Here is a 19,506-nt window from a genome sequence, read left to right on the forward strand (position 1 = left end):
AAAAGGCGCACTCATGTGCGCCTTTCATTCATAGACCCCGTTCTAACAAGCCACCTTTACTCAAGCAATCTGACGAGTAACATCTAGGTATTTGCTGATATCAACGAAATCAATTTGTTCCGGCTTCAGATACTCTTCTGCATAACGCAGGTGAGTGCCGCTGGTTAAGAACAATCTAAACAGTTCGATATCGAGATGCTCGTCCAACGCCATTTTGTACATGATGTCGACAGCAACACTGATTGGCTTCGCCTTCTTATAAGGCCTATCCGCAGCAGTTAACGCCTCAAAAATATCGGAGATCACCAGAATACGTTCTGGGATTGAAAGGTCATCACCAGTCAGCTTCCTTGGATACCCTGTACCTTTAAGTGTTTCATGGTGAGTTGAAGCGTAGCGAGGAACACGACTTAGCTCTTTCGGGAATGGCAGGTTCTCAAGCATCTTAATCGTGCCAAGCATGTGCTCGTTTATCTTAAATCTATCTTCAGCAGTCAATGTACCGCGTGCAATACTCAGATTGTAGACTTCGCCTAGGTTGTATAAGTGCTCAGGCACATCCATTTTAATTTGATGTTTCGGGTCAAATTCTAACGGCCTATCTCTTTTCACTATGTGCTCTGGCTTATCACTCAAAAGTGGTTCTGTGGCTGGTAAACTTGAACTCGGCTCTCGATTCATTGCCTCTATCGGTGATAGACCAAGTTGATCATCAAAGTTACGCGTCCAAGTCGTTTCAGCTATCAAGCGAATACGAGCAACTTTGTCATCACTCATGAATTCACCACCAACATTAGACGTCGCGATAAACTCAAAATCATCTTGTAGCTTCTGTTGCGCTTCAGCCAACTCTGTTTGGATTTGTTCGCTCGCTAGCTTGCCTTCAAGCTGTTTCGTTAATGCTATTATTTCAGCATCACGCCACAATACCTCAAATCGAGTTCTCACCTCGTGAATTCGGTTGTAGTTGGCCTCAAGCTTCGTACCTTTATCGACGATGTGTTCCGGCGTTGTTATTTTTCCGCAGTCATGCAACCAAGCCGCAATTCTAAACTCACGGCGCTCATCATCATTTTTAAACTCAAAATTTTTAAAATGATCAGATTGTGATTTCTCAGCCACGTCAGCTAGCATCAAACCTAGCTCTGGTACACGGTTACAGTGCCCAGCCGTATAAGGGGACTTGTCATCGATAGCTTGGGCGATAAGCTTGATAAACGACTCTACAAACGCCTCTTGCCTCTGTTCATGTCGTTTAAGCTCCATTGCCATTTCTTTTACAGCAACAGATAACTCCCACACTTCTTTAATACGAGTATTAAGCACAGCTACGTTGTCATAGTCACGCAACTTAACCTTGTGAGTCTCTTTCTCTAATTGGCGAATAGGACGTACTATCGGTGTACCAAAGACCCAAGCCACAGGCAAGGTTAAACTCATCAGTAAAATCGTTACACCAACAGAGGTTGCTAGACGCTTATTGACTGTACTGAAGACTTCAGATTCGGGAATCAATACCGCAAAATACTCAGAGTAGTGTTCGCCCGTGTCTATTTTCTTTAAATAGAGATGCTTGATCTCGCCATTCAACTCTACCCTTACCATACTGCCTTCAACCGTTGCTTCCTTAGTCAAATCATAAAGTTCAGTATAAGGAACCGTCGTATTCGTATTAAAGCCGGTATCATGCAGCCACTTTTTCGCTAAGGCATCAAGTTGTTCACCACTTAACTTACTGATAGCTTGATCAATGATTGGGAGCAATTGTTTATGCTTGCTCTGCAGCACCAAATGGAATTGGTTTGAGTAGTTCTGTTTTAGATCTTCTAGAGTCCCATTGACAACAAGGCCTGGCTGGAAAAACCTATCTAATGCAAACGAGAGTACGGGTTCTGCTTCTAAGAAAGCAAAGTTCTCTTCGCTTTCAATTGAATTAAATGCAGACTCTAGGTTTTCAAATTCAACTAAATCAATGTTCGGAAAATCCTCTCTCAACTTAGGAATAATTGACCACCCAGATAAAATGGCAACTTTTTTACCCTCAAGCTCGGCATAATTAGTGACAACCTTCGCGCCGACCCTTGTCACGATAGAAAATGGCAATTCATAAATTGGAGTCGTGTATAGGCCATCTATGCCATTATTTTTATAATGTTGAACCGATTGCAGGCCATCAATACTTCCTTCTTGAAACTTACTGACAAGTTCGCCCCAAGAGAAACCATTAACAAATTCAAACCTGATCCCTGTCATCTCACCAATCATTTTAAGAAGGTCTATCGCATAGCCGTTTGGTTTTCCCGCCACTGAAAAGTCCATCGGCCCCCAATCATTTTGATTAGACACTAACAGCGGAGGGGTATCGTTAATCAAGGCTTGCTGCTCAGACGATAGCATCAATGTTGATACATCAAACTCCGATTCCTGATTGTTAACCTTGAGGTTAGACGCAATAATATTACCCGATTTCGAATATAAGAAAGACTCAACCTTACTGTCTTCTGCTAAGCCAAGCGCCGTACCTGATAGTTTGCTAGCTAAAGAAGACAACACAATATCAATACCAATCACATGTTGAACTTCAGATTCGATTTTCGAATCAAACGCTAAAGAATAAGTTTGCCCGGTAATTTGTAAATGCTGGAAAAGATATGGCTGAGTTTTTTCGACCGACTGAACATTGGCAGAAACATACCAAGGCCTGGTTGTTGGAAGGTAGTTGCTCTGCTCCGTAGTTGAGTTTCTTAGCGTAAACTCTTGGTCAAAATATTTCGTCGTACGGACGCGCTCCTCCCCTATATTATGAATCTCAACCACAACCCAACGGTCTTTTTGTTGTGCACCGATTTTTTCTCTAACGACAGGGGCAGATTCTAGATTAATAATTTGGAAGAAGTTTTCATTAGATGAGCCAATGTAAATACTATAAAAGAGAGGGTTATCTTTAATTGCTTCTGAAAGAATACTACGCGACTCTTCTTTCGATATTTTGTTACTTATAGAACGTTTCACTGAAGAAAGTAAACGCGCCGTATTGGCTGCGTCAGAATCAACCGCGCCGATATAGTTACTCAGCTCTTGGGACACCATCGTCAACTTTGATAGGGTATTCTCAGTCGCCATTTTTTTACTGAAGTAATATTGCAGTGAAACCGCAACAACAGCGGTAAGAAATGTCGCGAGTAAAAACATTCCTCCAACAGTAAATCGTAACGAAATTTTTTTTAATGCCATTATTTCATCCTTGAATAATCGCCAACTCCAAAGTTAACAGCCTAGCGCAATCAATACCGCTTAAGTTGCATATCAACTATAGTAACTCTATTCCACATCTAAAATCTAACACCTCTATACACCTGACTCTTTTGCAGAAATAGTTATCGTAGTCACATCTAACAATATAGACCAACAACCAATGCACTCGAGTAGAAAACGCTAGTTAAATCCAACCTTTGTCAATGAATTCAATCATTCTGAGACAATAACTACGATTTTAGAATCCAGATATCATTCAACAGTAAATGGACAAAAACACGTTACCGTGAACTTTATGAACAATATTAATCCAATGTTCTTTATTCTCAATATCGCCGCATTACAGACATTTCATTAACACACCGTTAACTTTAGCTTCATCTGCTAAGCAATATCCTACTCATCTGTTTAGTAGCTGGAAATAAAACATAAGTTTCTCTCCATTGAAGAGATCCCCTACATAAGGAACGTGAACCATGTTCAAGGCACTGAAACCTACTCTTGCGGCTTCTATCATCGCAGCAACCTTTTCTTTCAACACTTTTGCTGCTGACGTAGAAAAAATCCACTTCCTAATCCCTGGCGGCGCTGGTGGTGGTTGGGATATGACAGCTCGTGGTACGGGTGATGTATTGGTGAAATCAGACATCGTAGAAAATGTCTCTTTCCAAAACCTATCTGGTGGCGGTGGCGGTAAAGCGATTGCTCACCTAATCGAAACGGCTCAACGCCAAGAAGACACGCTAATGGTGAACTCAACGCCTATCGTTGTTCGTTCACTAACGGGGATCTTCCCACAATCTTTCCGTGACCTAACTCCTGTAGCAGCAACCATTGCCGATTACGGTGCAATTGTCGCGTCTGCAGATTCTAAGTACAACACTTGGGAAGACGTCGTTAAAGAATTCGAAACCAACCCACGTAAAGTGAAAATTGCTGGTGGCTCAGCTCGTGGCAGCATGGACCACCTTGTGGTTGCGGCAGCGTTCAAAGGCGAAGGTTTTGATGCTAAAAAAGTACGTTACATTGCCTACGATGCTGGCGGTAAAGCGATGGCGGCACTGCTTTCTGGCGAAACACAGCTGCTTTCAACGGGCCTTGGTGAAGTACTAGAGATGTCTAAATCTGGCCAAGTAAAAGTGCTTGCTGTGACGGCTCCAAAGCGTCTTGACGCTGCGCCTAACATCCCAACACTGACTGAATACGGCAACGAGACAGTATTTGCTAACTGGCGTGGTTTCTTTGCGGCACCGGGTACAAGCCAAGCAAAAATCGACGAGTGGAACGAAGCTCTTGGCAAAATGTACAAAACCGATGAGTGGCAAGTGGTTCGTGACCGTAACGGTTGGATCGACAACTACAAAGCTGACAAAGATTTTTACGCCTTCCTAGAAGACCAAGAAAAACAGATGGGCGATCTAATGCGTGAGCTTGGTTTCTTGAAGTAACCAACAACCATAGAGGGCTTATGTGCCCTCTTACTCTTTCCTGTTTCGCCGTGCATGAGTTAACTTCAAACTCCTTTGTTTATTCGTAGACGTATTACTAACGCTTGCCGATTCGTTGTAAACGCAAGTGGCTGATAAACCAGTACCGTAATTCGCTTACCTTTGGTTAGTGATCCCAGACATTTCATTGACTCGCTCATGTACGGCTTTTTTACTTTTTATACCACCCCAAATGGAGTTGGATATGTCGGACTTACCAACCAAATTTCTGAGTAAGGAATCTTTGCTTTCGAAGGATCGCATCGGAGCCATGCTCTTTATGCTTGCATGTTTATGCTATGGCTACCAAACCACGCTGATTCCTTTGTTCCCCGGTGACGAGTACGAACCCTTCACAGCAAGAACCTTACCTATCCTGCTAACGTTTATCGGCATTGGCCTTTCGTTGATCCTGCTTATAACCGGACAGCCGGATAAAAAAGTTACATGCGACACTACGCCGCTGAACTGGAAACTGCTTATTGGCTTCTTGGTGTTAATGGCTCTGTACGGTGTTGGACTGACTTATCTTGGCTTTGTTTTAGCAACCAGCTTCTTCTTACTTGCAGGCTTTTACCTACTGGGTGAGCGCCGCAAAGCTGTCTTATTTGGCGCGTCGTTTCCTTTTGTTATCGCGTTCTTTCTTTTATTAACTCAAGGCTTAGATATCTACCTAGAGCCTGGTTTAATCTTCACTCTTTGGTAGGGATAACATTATGTTAGACGGAATTTTACAAGGACTTTCTACCGCCGTGATGCCAATGAACATCATGATGGTAATTGTTGGCTGTTTTGTTGGTACCTTTATTGGAATGCTACCGGGACTCGGTCCAATTTCAGCAATCGCGTTGATGATCCCGATTACATACGGCCTAGATCCTTCTTCTGGCCTAATCTTGATGGCTGGTGTGTACTACGGCGCTGTATTTGGTGGCTCGACGTCATCCATCTTAATCAATGCTCCGGGTTGTTCTTCAACGGTAGTAACCGCGTTTGACGGCTACCCGATGGCTCAAAAAGGCCAAGCAGGTAAAGCACTTGCTCTCGCGGCTTACTCTTCTTTCACAGGCGGTACGCTTTCAGCAATCATGCTTTTGATTGCCGCACCGGCTCTAGCAAGCGTGTCACTGAGCTTCCAGTCTTCAGACTACTTTGCGTTGATGCTATTAGGTTTGTCCGCTGTAGCGGCGTTTGCAGGCCCAGGTCAGGTAATCAAAGCGTGGATGATGACTATTCTTGGTTTGATGCTATCAACTGTAGGTATCGACAAAGGTGTTGGCGTTGAACGGTTCACTTTTGGCCTTACGGATCTGATGGATGGCTTTAGCTTCCTATTATTAGCGATGGCAACATTCGCACTGGGTGAAACCTTGATGGGTATTCTAAAACCAGAGCAAGACACCAGCGCGGAAGAAAGCCAAAAGATGTCGGATATTGGTAGCATGAAGGTCACCAAAGAAGAGTTCAAAGAAGTGGCACCAGTTTCAATTCGATCTTCTATTCTCGGTTTCTTTACCGGTGTTCTACCGGGCGCAGGTGCCACTATTGCGGCATTCCTAAGCTACGGTATGGAGCGTAGCCTCGCGCCAAAAGACAAGCAGAAAGAGTTCGGTAAAGGCAGTATCCGTGGTCTTGTTGCTCCTGAATCAGCAAACAACGCCGCTTCAAGTGGTTCATTCGTTCCGCTACTAACGCTGGGTATTCCGGGCTCTGGTACAACTGCGATTATGCTTGGTGCATTGATTGCCTACGGTATTCAGCCGGGTCCTCGCTTGTTCGTTGAGCACCCAGACGTATTTTGGTCGGTGATTATCTCGATGTACTTTGGCAACATCGTGCTGGTTATCTTAAACCTGCCTTTAATCCCTTATATTTCTAAACTGCTAGCGGTACCTAGAACGGTTCTACTGCCAATGATTATCTTCTTCTCAATCACTGGCGTGTACTTGGTGTCATTCAACACGATGGACGTATTTGTGATGCTACTGGTAGCGATGGCTGCGATAGCATTAAGGCTAGCCAACTTCCCATTGGCACCATTACTGTTAGGCTTCATATTGGGCGGCTTGATGGAAGAGAACTTAAGACGAGCATTGATGATCAGCGATGGTGAGTTGAACTTCTTATGGGAACGCCCTATTACGATGACCTTCACTATTCTGGCGGTATTGGTGCTGTCTAGCCCGATTCTAGTGAAACTATTTAAGAGTTTTAGAGCGAAGCCAGTAGAAGTGTAAAGCTTTATCGAATCAACTAAACCTCAACGAAAGGAGCCATTGGCTCCTTTTTTCATTTAAAGCCTCAATTAAAACCAGCGGTTAAAGATGGTAGCAAACTCACAAACCTATCTTTACAACACACATGGCGCTGATATTCATAACAAATTCAAGTAAGGTAACCAGTTAGTTAACGTATTGGATTCTAAAACTATGGATTGGTTGATTCTATTCTTATCAGGGGTGGTTGGCGGTGTGCTTAACTCCATTGCGGGTGGCGGCAGCTTCATCACTTTCCCTGCTTTGTTATTTGCTGGCGTTCCACCAATAGCAGCCAACGCGACCAACACCTTTGCTTCATGCGCTGGTTACATCAGTGGTGCTTACGCACTGCGCCACGAAATTCAATCTGGTACCAAACAACTCAAGCTCGTTGTTGGGCTATGCGTAATTGGCGGCGGCATTGGTGCATTTTTACTACTACACACGCCAGAAGCGCTATTTACCCAATCCGTACCTTGGTTATTACTGTTCGCCGCTCTGCTTTTTACCTTTGGTGGCACTCTCAACAAATGGCTAAAGAAAGTAACCGCTAAACATAAGCACGCCACCAGCGCAGGGGCGTTCTTTTCCGCTGTATTGCTTTTGATCGTGTGTGTTTATGGTGGTTATTTTAATGCAGGCTTAGGCATTGTGACATTGAGCTACTTGGCGCTGGCTGGTTACACCAACATCAACGTGATGAATGGCATCAAACTGCTCGTGTCCGCGTGTGCTTCCCTCGCAGCGATCGTATTTTTTATCGTCAATGGTTCGATTGATTGGCCGTCTGGCATGGCTGTATTATTGGGTACATTGGTTGGTGGTTATTATTCAGCAAAAATCTCTCGCCGCATCCCTCAACACTATGTTCGAACCACAGTGATCATCGCGAGCTTTTTGATCACCGCTTACTTTTTCTATGCTAATTAGACGTTCGGTTTAATAAGACTTGCAACTGAAAAGATAAAGCCAAAAGACTCCACCCTGCTCATACCGATTTGGCTATTTTATTACTTATAAAATAGCCAAGCCAAAATGTGTGAGACGAGTCCTTCAATTAGCAAATTTGATAACAATTTAGACTGTTTTTTAGCCTTTATTTTGCCAAAGGTAGGATAATTCTCCTGTCGAAAGTGAGACTTCATTAGGAGGCGTTATGAACACTAAACTCGGTCATGTCATGTCATCAAGTCGACTCATTTGCTTTGTCGCTTTTCTTGCTGTCACATTCGCGTGGATCTTAAAAATGCCCGCTCTGTTTTCTGTGTCAGCGCTATTCTTACTGGTCAGTGCGATCGTTTATGTCACCGATCTTTGGAAGAATCAAAGAAAGAACCGCGAAGCTTAGCCAATTACGGTTTAATCGAACGAATTAAAAAAGGAGCTCATAGGCTCCTTTTGTGTTTTTCGCTTATCTAATTAGCCGTGCTAATCGCCGACGCCTTATTTAGCGACGGTTCTTTCTAGCGACCCCTTCTTATTAACGACGGAAGTTACGACCGTTACCGCCGCGGCGCTCTTTAAATGCAGACGCAGCTTTAGCTTGAGAGGCATGGATAGACTCAACCGTTAGTTCCATCGGCTCACGAGGCTCTAGCCCATGGCGGAATGTACGTGAACGCGGAGGCATCTGGTATTCGATGTCCGATGCTTTAGGCATGCGCTTGAAACGGTAAAGGTAGAAGTTTTCAACCTTCTCACGAGCCCATTCGGTTTTCTTCAGGTATTTAACTGCGCTTGCCACTGTAGGCTTAGTGTTAAAGCAGTTCATACGCATTGCCGCATCTAAAATTTCCCAACCATAATGATCCACTAATTCAGTGATCATGGTTTCAAGCTTTAAGCCGTGTAGCGGGTTATTTTGTTGCAGTTCGATTCTTTCTTCTTCAGTCATAACATTACCTTTTTCAAGGCAACTAAAGGCCTTGAATTTACTCTAGAACACCGTCATCACTGACCATTTCTAGCTCAATCATTTGGGCATTATTTCCATTGCCCTTGTTTATGTCTTTATGATGGCATAAAGCATGTGCGTTATCCTATTTATCTTTTCATTTAATTTTAAAATGGTTATTTAACGTCCAGATCATCATTAACAGCACTTTAGTTAAGCAATAGCGCATACGCTATTAACTGGCAGACGTATTCGATGCGTTAATGAGTAAAAGAGCCTATAAACACGCTTGGTCACTGAATGAGGTGATGGCCTATATAGAAGCAAACACTGGTTCAATGTTTGACCCAGAGTGGGTTGAAGCGCCTAAACAAAACCTAGACAGCTTTATGGCCATTCGAGATCAATACAACGACGATGTACAACCACATATCATGACCGCCTAAGCGATAATTAGTTGTGTGTTTGAAGTGACCATCTAAAAATACGCAAACCAACAAAAAAGGATGCCACTGAGGCATCCTTTTGTTTTCTAGTTTGCAGCTGAAAGAACAAATTTGTTCTCTACTGATTCTAACTAACGATTATACGTCGTAAGTTGTAGAAGCAGTATCGCCGCCTGTACCAGTCCAGTTTGTGTGGAAGAATTCACCACGTGGACGGTCAGTACGCTCGTAAGTGTGAGCACCGAAGTAGTCACGTTGAGCTTGAAGCAGGTTCGCTGGTAGACGTGCAGTTGTGTAACCGTCTAGGAAAGATAGCGCAGAAATCGTACATGGCATTGGGATACCAGACTCTAGAGATTTCGCTGCTACTTTACGCCATGCCACTAGGCTGCCTTGTAGGATGTTTTTGAAGTACTCGTCAGAACCTAGGAACGCGATGTCTGGGTTTGCTTCGTACGCATCACGTATGTTGCCTAGGAATGCAGAACGGATGATACAACCACCACGCCACATTAGCGCTACGTTACCGTAGTTTAGGTCCCAGCCGTTTTCGTTCGACGCTTCACGCATTAGCATGAAACCTTGAGCGTAAGAGATGATCTTAGAAGCCAGTAGAGCTTGACGTAGTGCATCAACCCACTCTTGCTTGTCGCCTTCAACTGGAGTGATTGTCTTCTCAAACAAAGCTTCAGCTTCAACACGTTGGTCTTTAAGAGCAGACAGGCAACGAGAGAATACAGACTCAGAGATCAGTGTTAGTGGGATACCTAGGTCTAGTGCGTTGATACCCGTCCACTTACCCGTACCTTTTTGGCCTGCAGTGTCTAGGATCTTCTCAACTAGCGCTTCACCGTCTTCATCTTTGTAGCCAAGGATGTCAGCAGTGATTTCAACTAGGTAGCTGTCTAGCTCAGTCTTGTTCCAGTCAGCGAATACTGCTTGCATCTCGTCAGCAGACATACCTAGGCCATCTTTCATGAACTGGTATGCTTCAGTGATAAGCTGCATGTCACCGTATTCGATGCCGTTGTGTACCATCTTAACGAAGTGACCAGCACCGTCGTTACCAACCCAGTCACAGCAAGGCTCACCAGCGTCAGTTTTTGCCGAGATACCTTGGAAGATTGGCTTAACCGCTTCCCAAGCTTCAGCCGCACCACCTGGCATGATTGAAGGACCGAAACGAGCACCTTCTTCACCACCAGATACACCAGTACCGATGAAGTGGATGCCTTTCTCACGACAATGCGCTACTCGACGGTTAGTGTCTGGGTAGTTAGTGTTACCACCATCAATGATGATGTCGCCTTCGTCTAGAAGTGGGATTAGATTTTCGATGAACGTGTCTACAACGTCACCAGCACGAACCATAAGCATCACTTTACGTGGCGCTTCTAGCTTCTCAACTAGCTCTTCTAGAGAGTAAGCACCAACAATGTTAGTACCTTTAGCTGGGCCTTCTAGGAACTCGTCTACTTTAGCAGCAGTACGGTTATGAGCCACAACTTTGAAGCCGTGGTCGTTCATGTTTAGGATAAGGTTCTGACCCATTACTGCTAGGCCAATTACACCGATATCACCTTTCATTATTTTATCTCCTTGCGGCTATTCGCACTTATGCGATAGCACTTGCTGCATTTGAATCTAGGAACCACTCTGTTTCGCCAGTTTTAGACTGGATTTTCGCTGCCGGGTAAGGCAGTTCTGAAGCAGGAGTTGTATGAATTTCTTTAACGATCTCAACTTTACCTGCACCCAGTACTAGGTAGCTGATTCGTTTTGCTGCTTCTAAAACTTTCGCTGTTTTAGAAACACGGATTTGACCAGACTCAGGGTGAGAAGCTAATACAGATAGGTTCTCATCTTGGTAGTTGGTTGCACCTGGGAATAGTGAAGCTGTGTGGCCGTCTGCGCCAACACCAAGCAGAATCCAATCGAATACAGGCGTGCCGTTTTCTGTTGGGATTACGTCTGCCATCTCTTTTGCGAAACGCTCTGCTTCTGCTTTTGGTTCATCTTCACCACGGATGCGGTGGATGTTTTCAGCAGGAAGGTTTACTTGAGTAAACTCTTTTAGTTTTGAAAATAAGAGCGCGTTTGCTTCACCGAAATTGCTTTCAGCGTCGTCTGGTACAACGCAACGTTCGTCGCCCCACCAGAAGTGAAGGTTATTCCATTGAATACCTTCCGCGTATGGCGCCTGTGCTAAAAGTTTGAAAAGCATTTTTGGCGTGCTGCCACCAGACAGTGAAATGTGAACAGGTTTGCCCTGCTCGCTGTATGCTTTCATTTCATTTGCTAGGTTTTCAACAACCAGTTCAGGCGTTGCAAAGATCTTGTGATTGATCATAGTTCGCAGTAATCCGTGTCTGTTAAGTTTTTGCATGGGAAACGCCATGCGCGGCCATCACGTTGCAGAAGTTCATCTGCTTCCTGTGGGCCCCAAGTACCACAAGCATAGCCAAACAGTGCTTGAGGATCTTGCTTGAAGTCTAAGATTGGTTGAACGTACTTCCAACATGCTTCTACCGCATCGGTACGTGCAAACAGAGTCGCATCACCGTTCAGTGCATCAAGAAGAAGACGCTCATAAGCCGTCAGCATCTGAGTTTCAGGCAAGTCAGAGTAAGAGAAGTTCATTTTCACTTCTTTTGCTTTGAAGCCTGCGCCTGGCTCTTTCAAACCAAAGCTCATCTGAATACCTTCATCCGGTTGGATGCGGATAATCAGCTTGTTCTCTGGTGCATCTTGACCAAATACTGGGTGTGGCGTGTTCTTAAAGTGAATCACGATTTCAGTCACACGTGTTGGTAAGCGTTTACCTGTACGTACGTAGAAAGGAACACCATTCCAACGCCAGTTATTGATGTGAGCTTTCAAGCCGATGTAAGTCTCGGTACGAGAATCATCCGCTACACCATGCTCTTCACGGTAACCTAGTAGGTGCTGACCACGAACATCTGATGCTGTGTACTGACCTAATACTAAGTCTTTACGCAGATCATCTTCTTCTAATGGTTTCAGACACTGAAGCACTTTAACCACTTCATCACGAATAGAATCAGCGTTAATTTGTGCAGGCGGCTCCATACCTACCATCGCTAGCACTTGCAGCAGGTGGTTTTGGAACATGTCGCGAACTGCGCCAGAACCGTCGTAGTATCCGCCACGCTCTTCAACGCCAAGGAACTCAGCACCTGTGATTTCAACGTATTCAATGAAGTTACGGTTCCACAGTGGTTCAAACATCGCGTTTGAGAAACGAAGCACTAGAAGGTTTTGAACCGTCTCTTTACCAAGGTAATGGTCGATACGGTAGATCTGGTGTTCTTGGAAGTGATGATGGATCTCTTCATCCAACGCTTGAGCTGATGCTAAGTCGTAACCAAATGGTTTTTCGATGATCAGACGACGCCAGCCGTTCGATTCATCGTTAAGGCCATGCGCAGCAAGGTTTGCTGGAATCACACCGTATAGGCTTGGCGGGGTTGCCAAGTAGAACAATGTGTTATGGTTTTCGAATTGGTAGTCTTGCTCAAGCTTGTCTAGACGTTGTGCTAAACGAGCATAGTCGTCTACATCTGAAGTATTGATCGCTTGGTAATGCAGATGTTCAATAAATGCATTCAGCGTCTCTGGTTCAGTTTTTTCCATTTCCTGAAGAGACTTCTTCAGCTTCTCACGGTAAGACTCATCGCTGTACTCAGTACGGCTCACTCCAAGAATCGCAAAGGATTCTGGTAGTTGATTGCTAGCATACAGGTGGTATAGAGCAGGAATTAACTTGCGGTAAGTTAGATCTCCCGACGCACCAAAAATAACGATGCTGCTGTTTTCAGGTATTACCATCATCTTTCCTATAAAAACAAGGTTTTTAGTATTCGCCAAAGGTATCAGCGACATACGAAAATAGATAATAGGTCTTAACTATTACATCAATAGTAAGCGCCTATTAAATTTGAGAATGCGTTTGGTAAACGAGGGTGAAAGCTATCACCTCTATTCGGGACAGTATTGTCTATGACTATTTGATTTACATCAACCACTGTGAAAGCAATCGATTAAATATTGACTCATTTCGAACAAATTCTAATCGATAGTTCCGTTCATTTAACCCACGGGTGAAGCAAATCGGCATTCTCAAACAGTGTAGTCAAGAAAGAACGGTATCTGGTCGGTGGAGTGAGCAATAGGAAAGGGAGAAAAAGGTAAAACCAGCTTATTCAACTGGCTTTATATTTATTTTGATGGTGTCGTGTTTATCTTTGCGCTTTGTTGTAGCAGCGCTCCGGGCGACCTACGGTACCGTAATTTAAGTCTGCGACTAACTCACCAGTGGTAATCAAAAATTCTAAATAGCGTCTGGCGGTGGTTCGGCTAGCACCAATTCGTTCTCCGGCTTCATCGGCGGTAATATTAACGGCATCAGCTTGCTGAAAAATGGCTCTGATCTTATCCAACGTTACGCCATCAATTCCTTTGGGCAAGGTTGATACTTTTCCTGAGTCCGCTTTGGCATTGGCTTGCAGCATCTTATCAACCAAACCTTGGTTCAAATCAGACACGCTTTCGAACTCTTGTAACTGTGACTGATACTTCTTCAGTGCTGCTTCCAAACGAGGAAACATGACTGGTTTTAATAGGTAATCCACCACTCCCCCGCGCATTGCCTGCTGCAGCGTATCCACATCCCGAGCAGCAGTAATCAAGATAACGTCGCAGCCTTGATTGCTCCCTCTTACGTGATTAAGAATATCGAGCCCACACCCGTCCGGCAGGTACACGTCCAATAACACCAAATCAGGTTTTAAGATGTCCAGTTGCATGAGCGCTTCAGACTGTGTGGTGGCAATGCCGACCACGTCAAAGCCACCCATCTGTTCTAAATAACGATGGTGTAGCTCTGCAATCGCAATATCATCTTCAATGACCATGACTCTCGTGATTGCGTTCATTTATGTTCTTCCTTTAACCATGCTTTTTCCGTCACGATGATCTTCGCAAGATCGTTTCGTGCTTAATTATTGTTCTTCTTTTGGCAGATAAACCGTCATTCGCGTGCCAAAATCGTGGTTGTCGACCATTTCAAGCTGCCCTTGATATCGGTCTGCCAGCTGCTTTATCAGATACAAACCCACACCACGATTTTGCTTCGCTTTGCTCGATACGCCTTTTTCGGTGAGTGCTTTGGTCGCCAACTCTTTCGGCAAACCGCACCCTTTGTCTTCTACTTCTACGATAATTTCATTACCAAAATCACTGATTGAAACTTCAATAACCCGACGCGCTGGCGCAATTTGACCCTCTTGCTTAATCGCCGTCATGGTGGCGTCAAAGGCGTTATCAATCAGGTTGCCAAGAATTGTGACAACGTCATCCGCGTTTAACCAGCTAGGCAGAGCTTCAAGCCTTGATCCCTCTTCCACTTTAAGCTCTAACCCAATCTCTCGAGCTCGCTCTGTTTTGCCTAAAAGCATGCCTGCAATAAGAGGGTCTTTCACCGTCTCTCTTAAGAACTCAATTAAGCTCTGGTAATGAGCGGTTTCTTGACCAATCAATTGTTGAACAGAATCCAACTCGCCCATCTGAATCAAGCCACTAATAGTGTTAAGCTTGTTTTGATGCTCGTGGGTTTGTGAACGCAGTAGATCAGCATATTCTTTGGTTTGTGAGAGCTGGTCTGTTAAATCGTTGATTTCATCTCGTAATCGGAAACTCGATACCGCCCCGACCACCTCACCTGCCACTATAATCGGGCTTCGGTTAGCAATGATTCGCTTATTGTTTAAATACAACTCAACATCGTGGTCGGTGTCGCCGGTTGATAGCAGTTGTTCTAAATCACTGCCTGGCAATACATCAGAAAGGCGCTGTTGATTGAGTGCTTTATCCCTGTCTATCGATAAAATATCGCAGGCACTCTTATTAATTGAACGTAAAATGCCGTGCTTATCGATGCTCAGAATGCCCTCTTTCACGGTACTCATGGTTACATCTAGCTCAACATACAACCGGCCTATCTCTTCAGGCTCAAAGCCCAAAATAGCGCGTTGAAAACGGCGAGATACATAACTCGAAATCAAAGCGTTGACCGCAACCACCAGCAACGCCATCACAATCAAAAAGGCTAAGTAAGGTTCGATTCGATCTTGCAACGAATCCAATAAGTAACCAACTGACACCACACCAATAACGGTACCTTGGGTGTCTTTTACCGCGGATTTACCACGAACTGAAAAACCCAGCGATCCTTTGGCTGTCGACACATAAGACTCGCCCAATACCAATGCTTTTTGGTTATCGCCACCACGCATGGGTTTACCGAGCCTGTCATCATAAGGGTGAATCAGGCGGATACCTTTATCATCTCCAACAACGATAAACGCCGCGCCAATGAGCTGAGTAAGGTTACGAAATTTAACTTGGGTTTCTTCAGACAAAACGTAGGGAACGCCATTAGGGTCCAACGTTCCATTTTCTTGAATAATGCTGGTGACAAGCGGCGATTCAGATAGAAATTCAGCAACACCTAACGCTTTCAAACCCATCTCTTGTTCTTGAGATTGTTTGATGTAGTAAAAACCAGCAGCTGCAAGAATCAAAAGTTCAACGAGGCCAGTGACCGTCATGATAATCAGTAACCTTTTACGGAAACTGATACTGCTCCATTTCATATTCCACCGTCCCTAGTGTTAGACGATCAATGTTAACACCAAGTTAATCGCATGACCTTTCTAGGGGCGTGAATTTGTGACTGCTACTCAACTAAATAATTGAGCAGATTGTTAATTGATAATCCTTTACGTTGTTCATCTCGATTAATCGTTCATTTTTAGGACTGATTAGCTTAAAAACCAAAATAAACGAATAAATATTGAGCTAGATCACTAAGCTTTTAGGTGTTTTTTAGGTTGTTTAAAATAAATACAATTATAATGGTTGCATATGAAGAAGTTTATTGTTGCTAAGCCATAGGTCATGATTTTCAGACCGCGCTTTGAATCGAAACTTCGATTAACAAAATAGCAACAACCCTTCGCTCGCTGGACGTATCTATAACTAAAAGTTGCACGCTCGCCGTTACGAATGATGAACAAACGGATTAAGTATTCTCCCCTATTCATCCATCGCTATTTCAAACTCGGCTAGCCAGACAACGAAGAGGTGACTGATAAAAGCATCACCCAATAATAAAACATTGATGAGCAGGAAGTATCGATCAGTGGCCAGTGGCAACGTCCAATAGAAACAGGATAACAAACATAACGTATAAACATTGTTGAAAAGGAAACAAGGCAATGAAACGCGATAACTTTGGAATTTGTCTTACTAAGACTATGCTGTTCAAACACTTACAATCGACTTTTACTCACGTAAGAGCCTATGAGAAAGATGGCACCTCCCCACTCGATCTCAAGGTATTGTTAGCATTCCCGCAAATGTCAGGTAGAGATTTATTACAAACAATGCAAGGTTCAAGACAATTGGTATGGCGCGCCGATCACCATTGTCCTAGCTTTAAATAAGCCACTTCATTTTGTAAAAACACTTCTATACTGAACTTAAAGAGCATGCTTATGCGTGCTTTTTAAGTTTCATTTATCTTTGATATTCACGTCACTCAATCTTATTTACACTTGATTAACGAGTTATGAGAATTTCTATTCATATGAGACAATCTATTCAAGACAAATGACTATCGCCCTGTTAACATTAGAGTTAATACTCTAATTGGTATTTAATGCAGATGACCAAACCAAAATTCCGATACCTTGCGATCGCCAGTATGCTTCTCGGCACTATGGCTTCGCCAGGCTATGCAGCCCCGCTCACTTTTTCTGAAGCGTGGCAAATTCTCCAAGAGAACAACAACTCTCTTGCGGCTCAACAAGCCAACGTTGAACGTTATCAACACCTTCAGAACTCAACAAGTAGCCTCAATCTTCCTTCTATTAGCTTAGGGGCTAACTACACGCACCTTGATAGTGATGTGACGATTAATGGTGAACAGTTTTCAGATAGCTTGAGTGGAGTAAACCCTGCTATATCCGCGATTTTGCGCCCTCTAGTTGGTGGCGTTACCTCAACGATTACCGAACAAGACATCTTTAGCTCTTCCATTCGTGCTGTGTGGCCTATCTTCACTGGTGGTCGAATAACCGCTGCGCAAAATGCGGCTGAAGGTAAAAGCGAAGAAGCGCAAAGCCAACTGTTGATGGAGAAACAAGCTCGCTACGAAGACTTAAGTAAGTATTACTTCTCGGTGATCTTAGCGGAAGACGTGGTGAGAACGCGTCAAGCCGTTGAAGCAGGCTTAACTCAGCATCGTGATTTCGCCATCAAGCTTGAACAGCAAGGACAAATCGCCCGAGTAGAACGCCTACAAGCCGATGCTTCTTTAGATAAAGCGATTGTAGAGCGCACGAAAGCTCAGAACGATCTTAAAATTGCGCAATTGGCGTTGACCCAAATCCTTGGTCAAAATGAAAGTGTAGAACCCTCTGAACAACTGTTTATCAATAAGAACCTGCCTCATATGGACGTGTTCATTGACCAGACACTCATGACCTACCCCGGCCTTAAGATTCTTGATGCAAAAGAGAAACAAGCAAGCAGCTTAATTAAAGCCGAGAAAGGTAAATACTACCCAGAGGTTTACCTTTATGGTGATTACAGCCTGTATGAAGATGACTCTCTAGCCAGTGAAATGAAACCCGATTGGTTGGTTGGCATTGGTGTGAATGTGCCACTGCTTGATACCTCTGGCCGTTCCGACAAAGTCGCTGCGGCTCACAGTGCCGTATCACAGGTTCAATTCCTTAAGTCACAAGCTAAGCAAGACTTAACCGTGTTGGTACAAAAGACTTACCTTGAAGCAAACCAAGCCATTGAAGAGGTTCAAGGCCTAAACTCGAGCTTGTCTTTAGCTCAGGAAAACCTATTACTTCGTAAAAAAGCCTTCACACAAGGGTTATCTAACTCATTAGAAGTGGTTGATGCCGAGCTTTATCTTGCGAGCATTAAAACCCAGCAATCTGCTGCTCGCTTCAAATACCTAATCTCTCTCAACAAGCTGTTAGCGCTAACCAGCGAAATGAATGCTTACTCCAGTTACTTAACCTCCTCTGTTCCGTCTGATTTCGACTCAAAAACAGACACCGTTAGCCAGTCAAAAGGATAATTCATGAAACCTATTAAGCCCCTTCTTCTATCTTTAGTTGGTATCGGCGTTATTGGCTGGGTCGGATACAGTTTCTATCAAGCTTATCAACCTCAGCCGGTTAAGCTTCAAGGTCAAATCGATGCGCAGCAATACAGCATCTCATCGAAAGTACCTGGCAGAATTGATGAAATATTCGTGCGCAAAGGCGATTCGGTTGAAAAAGGCGAATTGATCTTCTCTCTACTAAGCCCTGAGATTGATGCGAAGCTAGAGCAAGCAAAAGCTGGTCAGAAAGCCGCTGGTGCATTAGCACAAGAAGCAGAGAATGGCGCGCGTACTCAACAGATCCAAGCGGCTAAAGACCAATGGTTGAAAGCCAAAGCAGCTGCCGATCTGATGGACAAAACCTACCAACGTGTAAACAACCTTTACAACGATGGTGTGGTTGCCGAGCAGAAGCGTGATGAAGCCAAAACACAGTGGCAAGCGGCGAAGTACACCGAAAGCGCTGCATTCCAAATGTATCAATTAGCGCAAGAAGGTGCGCGTGACGAAACCAAAGTGGCCGCCACTCAAAAAGCGTTAATGGCAGCGGGTGCGGTAGCGGAAGTTGAAGCTTACGCAAAAGACACACAGATCCACAGCTGGTTTAATGGCGAAGTCTCTCAGGTTCTATTGAGCAGTGGAGAACTTGCACCACAAGGCTTCCCTGTTGTGACTGTTATCGACACCAAGGATGCTTGGGCTGTGCTCAATGTTCGTGAAGACATGCTTAAGCATTTCGAGAAAGGCAGCCAGTTTGAGGCGTACCTACCGGCTCTGGATAAATCATTAACTTTCCAAGTAACTCACATCGCCGTAATGGGTGATTTCGCAACTTGGCGCTCAACAGACGCAGCACAAGGCTTCGATTTACGTACTTTTGAAGTAGAAGCACACCCTGTCGATACGAGCGAAACACTGCGTATGGGCATGAGCCTAGTGGTTGAGCTTTAGGTGACTT

The 19,506-nt window shown here is 44.2% G+C and carries 15 protein-coding genes and 1 pseudogene; 9 read left to right on the forward strand and 7 right to left on the reverse strand.

What is annotated here, in order from left to right; genetic code table 11:
• Positions 1–60: 60 nt before the first annotated feature.
• Positions 61–3,234, reverse strand: coding sequence for an HD domain-containing phosphohydrolase (locus tag AB4249_RS14080; RefSeq protein ID WP_102333368.1), 3,174 nt, complete (start codon positions 3,232–3,234; stop codon positions 61–63).
• Between the two features lie 497 nt (positions 3,235–3,731).
• Here AB4249_RS14080 and AB4249_RS14085 point away from each other — a divergent pair, with 497 nt between their 5' ends.
• From AB4249_RS14085 to AB4249_RS14105, 5 genes are all read left to right on the forward strand, one after another.
• Positions 3,732–4,703 carry a tripartite tricarboxylate transporter substrate binding protein gene (locus tag AB4249_RS14085; RefSeq protein WP_017055247.1) on the forward strand — a complete coding sequence of 324 codons (972 nt, stop codon included), beginning with the start codon at positions 3,732–3,734 and terminating at the stop codon, positions 4,701–4,703.
• A 244-nt stretch (positions 4,704–4,947) separates the two neighbouring features.
• Complete coding sequence (locus AB4249_RS14090) at positions 4,948–5,448, forward strand: tripartite tricarboxylate transporter TctB family protein (RefSeq protein WP_004733594.1); 501 nt, start codon at positions 4,948–4,950, stop codon at positions 5,446–5,448.
• A 10-nt stretch (positions 5,449–5,458) separates the two neighbouring features.
• The gene (locus AB4249_RS14095) at positions 5,459–6,979 is read left to right on the forward strand and encodes a tripartite tricarboxylate transporter permease (RefSeq protein WP_012603793.1); all 1,521 of its coding nucleotides are present in this window, start codon (positions 5,459–5,461) and stop codon (positions 6,977–6,979) included.
• 192 nt (positions 6,980–7,171) lie between these two features.
• On the forward strand, positions 7,172–7,930 hold the full coding sequence (locus tag AB4249_RS14100; RefSeq protein WP_102333369.1) for a sulfite exporter TauE/SafE family protein: 759 nt from the start codon (positions 7,172–7,174) through the stop codon (positions 7,928–7,930).
• 226 nt (positions 7,931–8,156) lie between these two features.
• Positions 8,157–8,348 carry a hypothetical protein gene (locus tag AB4249_RS14105; protein WP_102333370.1) on the forward strand — a complete coding sequence of 64 codons (192 nt, stop codon included), beginning with the start codon at positions 8,157–8,159 and terminating at the stop codon, positions 8,346–8,348.
• Between the two features lie 132 nt (positions 8,349–8,480).
• Here AB4249_RS14105 and AB4249_RS14110 read toward each other — a convergent pair whose 3' ends face one another.
• Complete coding sequence (locus AB4249_RS14110) at positions 8,481–8,894, reverse strand: VF530 family DNA-binding protein (protein ID WP_010438513.1); 414 nt, start codon at positions 8,892–8,894, stop codon at positions 8,481–8,483.
• A gap of 239 nt (positions 8,895–9,133) precedes the next feature.
• Here AB4249_RS14110 and AB4249_RS14115 point away from each other — a divergent pair.
• Positions 9,134–9,340 (forward strand): annotated as a pseudogene (locus AB4249_RS14115) (metal-dependent phosphohydrolase); the annotation flags it as partial.
• A gap of 138 nt (positions 9,341–9,478) precedes the next feature.
• Here AB4249_RS14115 and gnd read toward each other — a convergent pair.
• The 5 genes from gnd to AB4249_RS14140 form a co-directional block, all read right to left on the reverse strand.
• On the reverse strand, positions 9,479–10,927 hold the full coding sequence (gnd, locus tag AB4249_RS14120; protein WP_017059712.1) for a decarboxylating NADP(+)-dependent phosphogluconate dehydrogenase: 1,449 nt from the start codon (positions 10,925–10,927) through the stop codon (positions 9,479–9,481).
• Positions 10,928–10,955: 28 nt separating this feature from the next.
• Complete coding sequence (gene pgl / locus AB4249_RS14125; protein WP_017066266.1) at positions 10,956–11,690, reverse strand: 6-phosphogluconolactonase; 735 nt, start codon at positions 11,688–11,690, stop codon at positions 10,956–10,958.
• Positions 11,687–13,189: a glucose-6-phosphate dehydrogenase gene (zwf, locus tag AB4249_RS14130; protein ID WP_017059714.1), complete on the reverse strand. Its 1,503-nt coding sequence runs from the start codon at positions 13,187–13,189 to the stop codon at positions 11,687–11,689. Before zwf ends, pgl begins: the two co-directional genes overlap by 4 nt.
• A 410-nt stretch (positions 13,190–13,599) precedes the next feature.
• Complete coding sequence (locus AB4249_RS14135) at positions 13,600–14,295, reverse strand: response regulator (protein WP_017059715.1); 696 nt, start codon at positions 14,293–14,295, stop codon at positions 13,600–13,602.
• Positions 14,296–14,361: 66 nt separating this feature from the next.
• Positions 14,362–16,014 (reverse strand): sensor histidine kinase, encoded by a 1,653-nt coding sequence (locus AB4249_RS14140; RefSeq protein ID WP_032545674.1) that lies wholly within the window; start codon positions 16,012–16,014, stop codon positions 14,362–14,364.
• 624 nt (positions 16,015–16,638) lie between these two features.
• On the opposite strand from AB4249_RS14140, the gene AB4249_RS14145 reads away from it, so the two are divergent.
• From AB4249_RS14145 to AB4249_RS14155, 3 genes are all read left to right on the forward strand, one after another.
• Positions 16,639–16,866: a hypothetical protein gene (locus tag AB4249_RS14145; protein ID WP_009846577.1), complete on the forward strand. Its 228-nt coding sequence runs from the start codon at positions 16,639–16,641 to the stop codon at positions 16,864–16,866.
• 215 nt (positions 16,867–17,081) lie between these two features.
• Positions 17,082–18,521 (forward strand): TolC family protein, encoded by a 1,440-nt coding sequence (locus tag AB4249_RS14150; protein WP_372103677.1) that lies wholly within the window; start codon positions 17,082–17,084, stop codon positions 18,519–18,521.
• Between the two features lie 3 nt (positions 18,522–18,524).
• Positions 18,525–19,499: an HlyD family secretion protein gene (locus tag AB4249_RS14155; RefSeq protein WP_102333372.1), complete on the forward strand. Its 975-nt coding sequence runs from the start codon at positions 18,525–18,527 to the stop codon at positions 19,497–19,499.
• Positions 19,500–19,506 lie beyond the last annotated feature (7 nt).

The sequence above is a fragment of the Vibrio sp. 10N.261.55.F4 genome (assembly GCF_041470465.1).
GTDB classification, from domain to species: domain Bacteria; phylum Pseudomonadota; class Gammaproteobacteria; order Enterobacterales; family Vibrionaceae; genus Vibrio; species Vibrio crassostreae_C.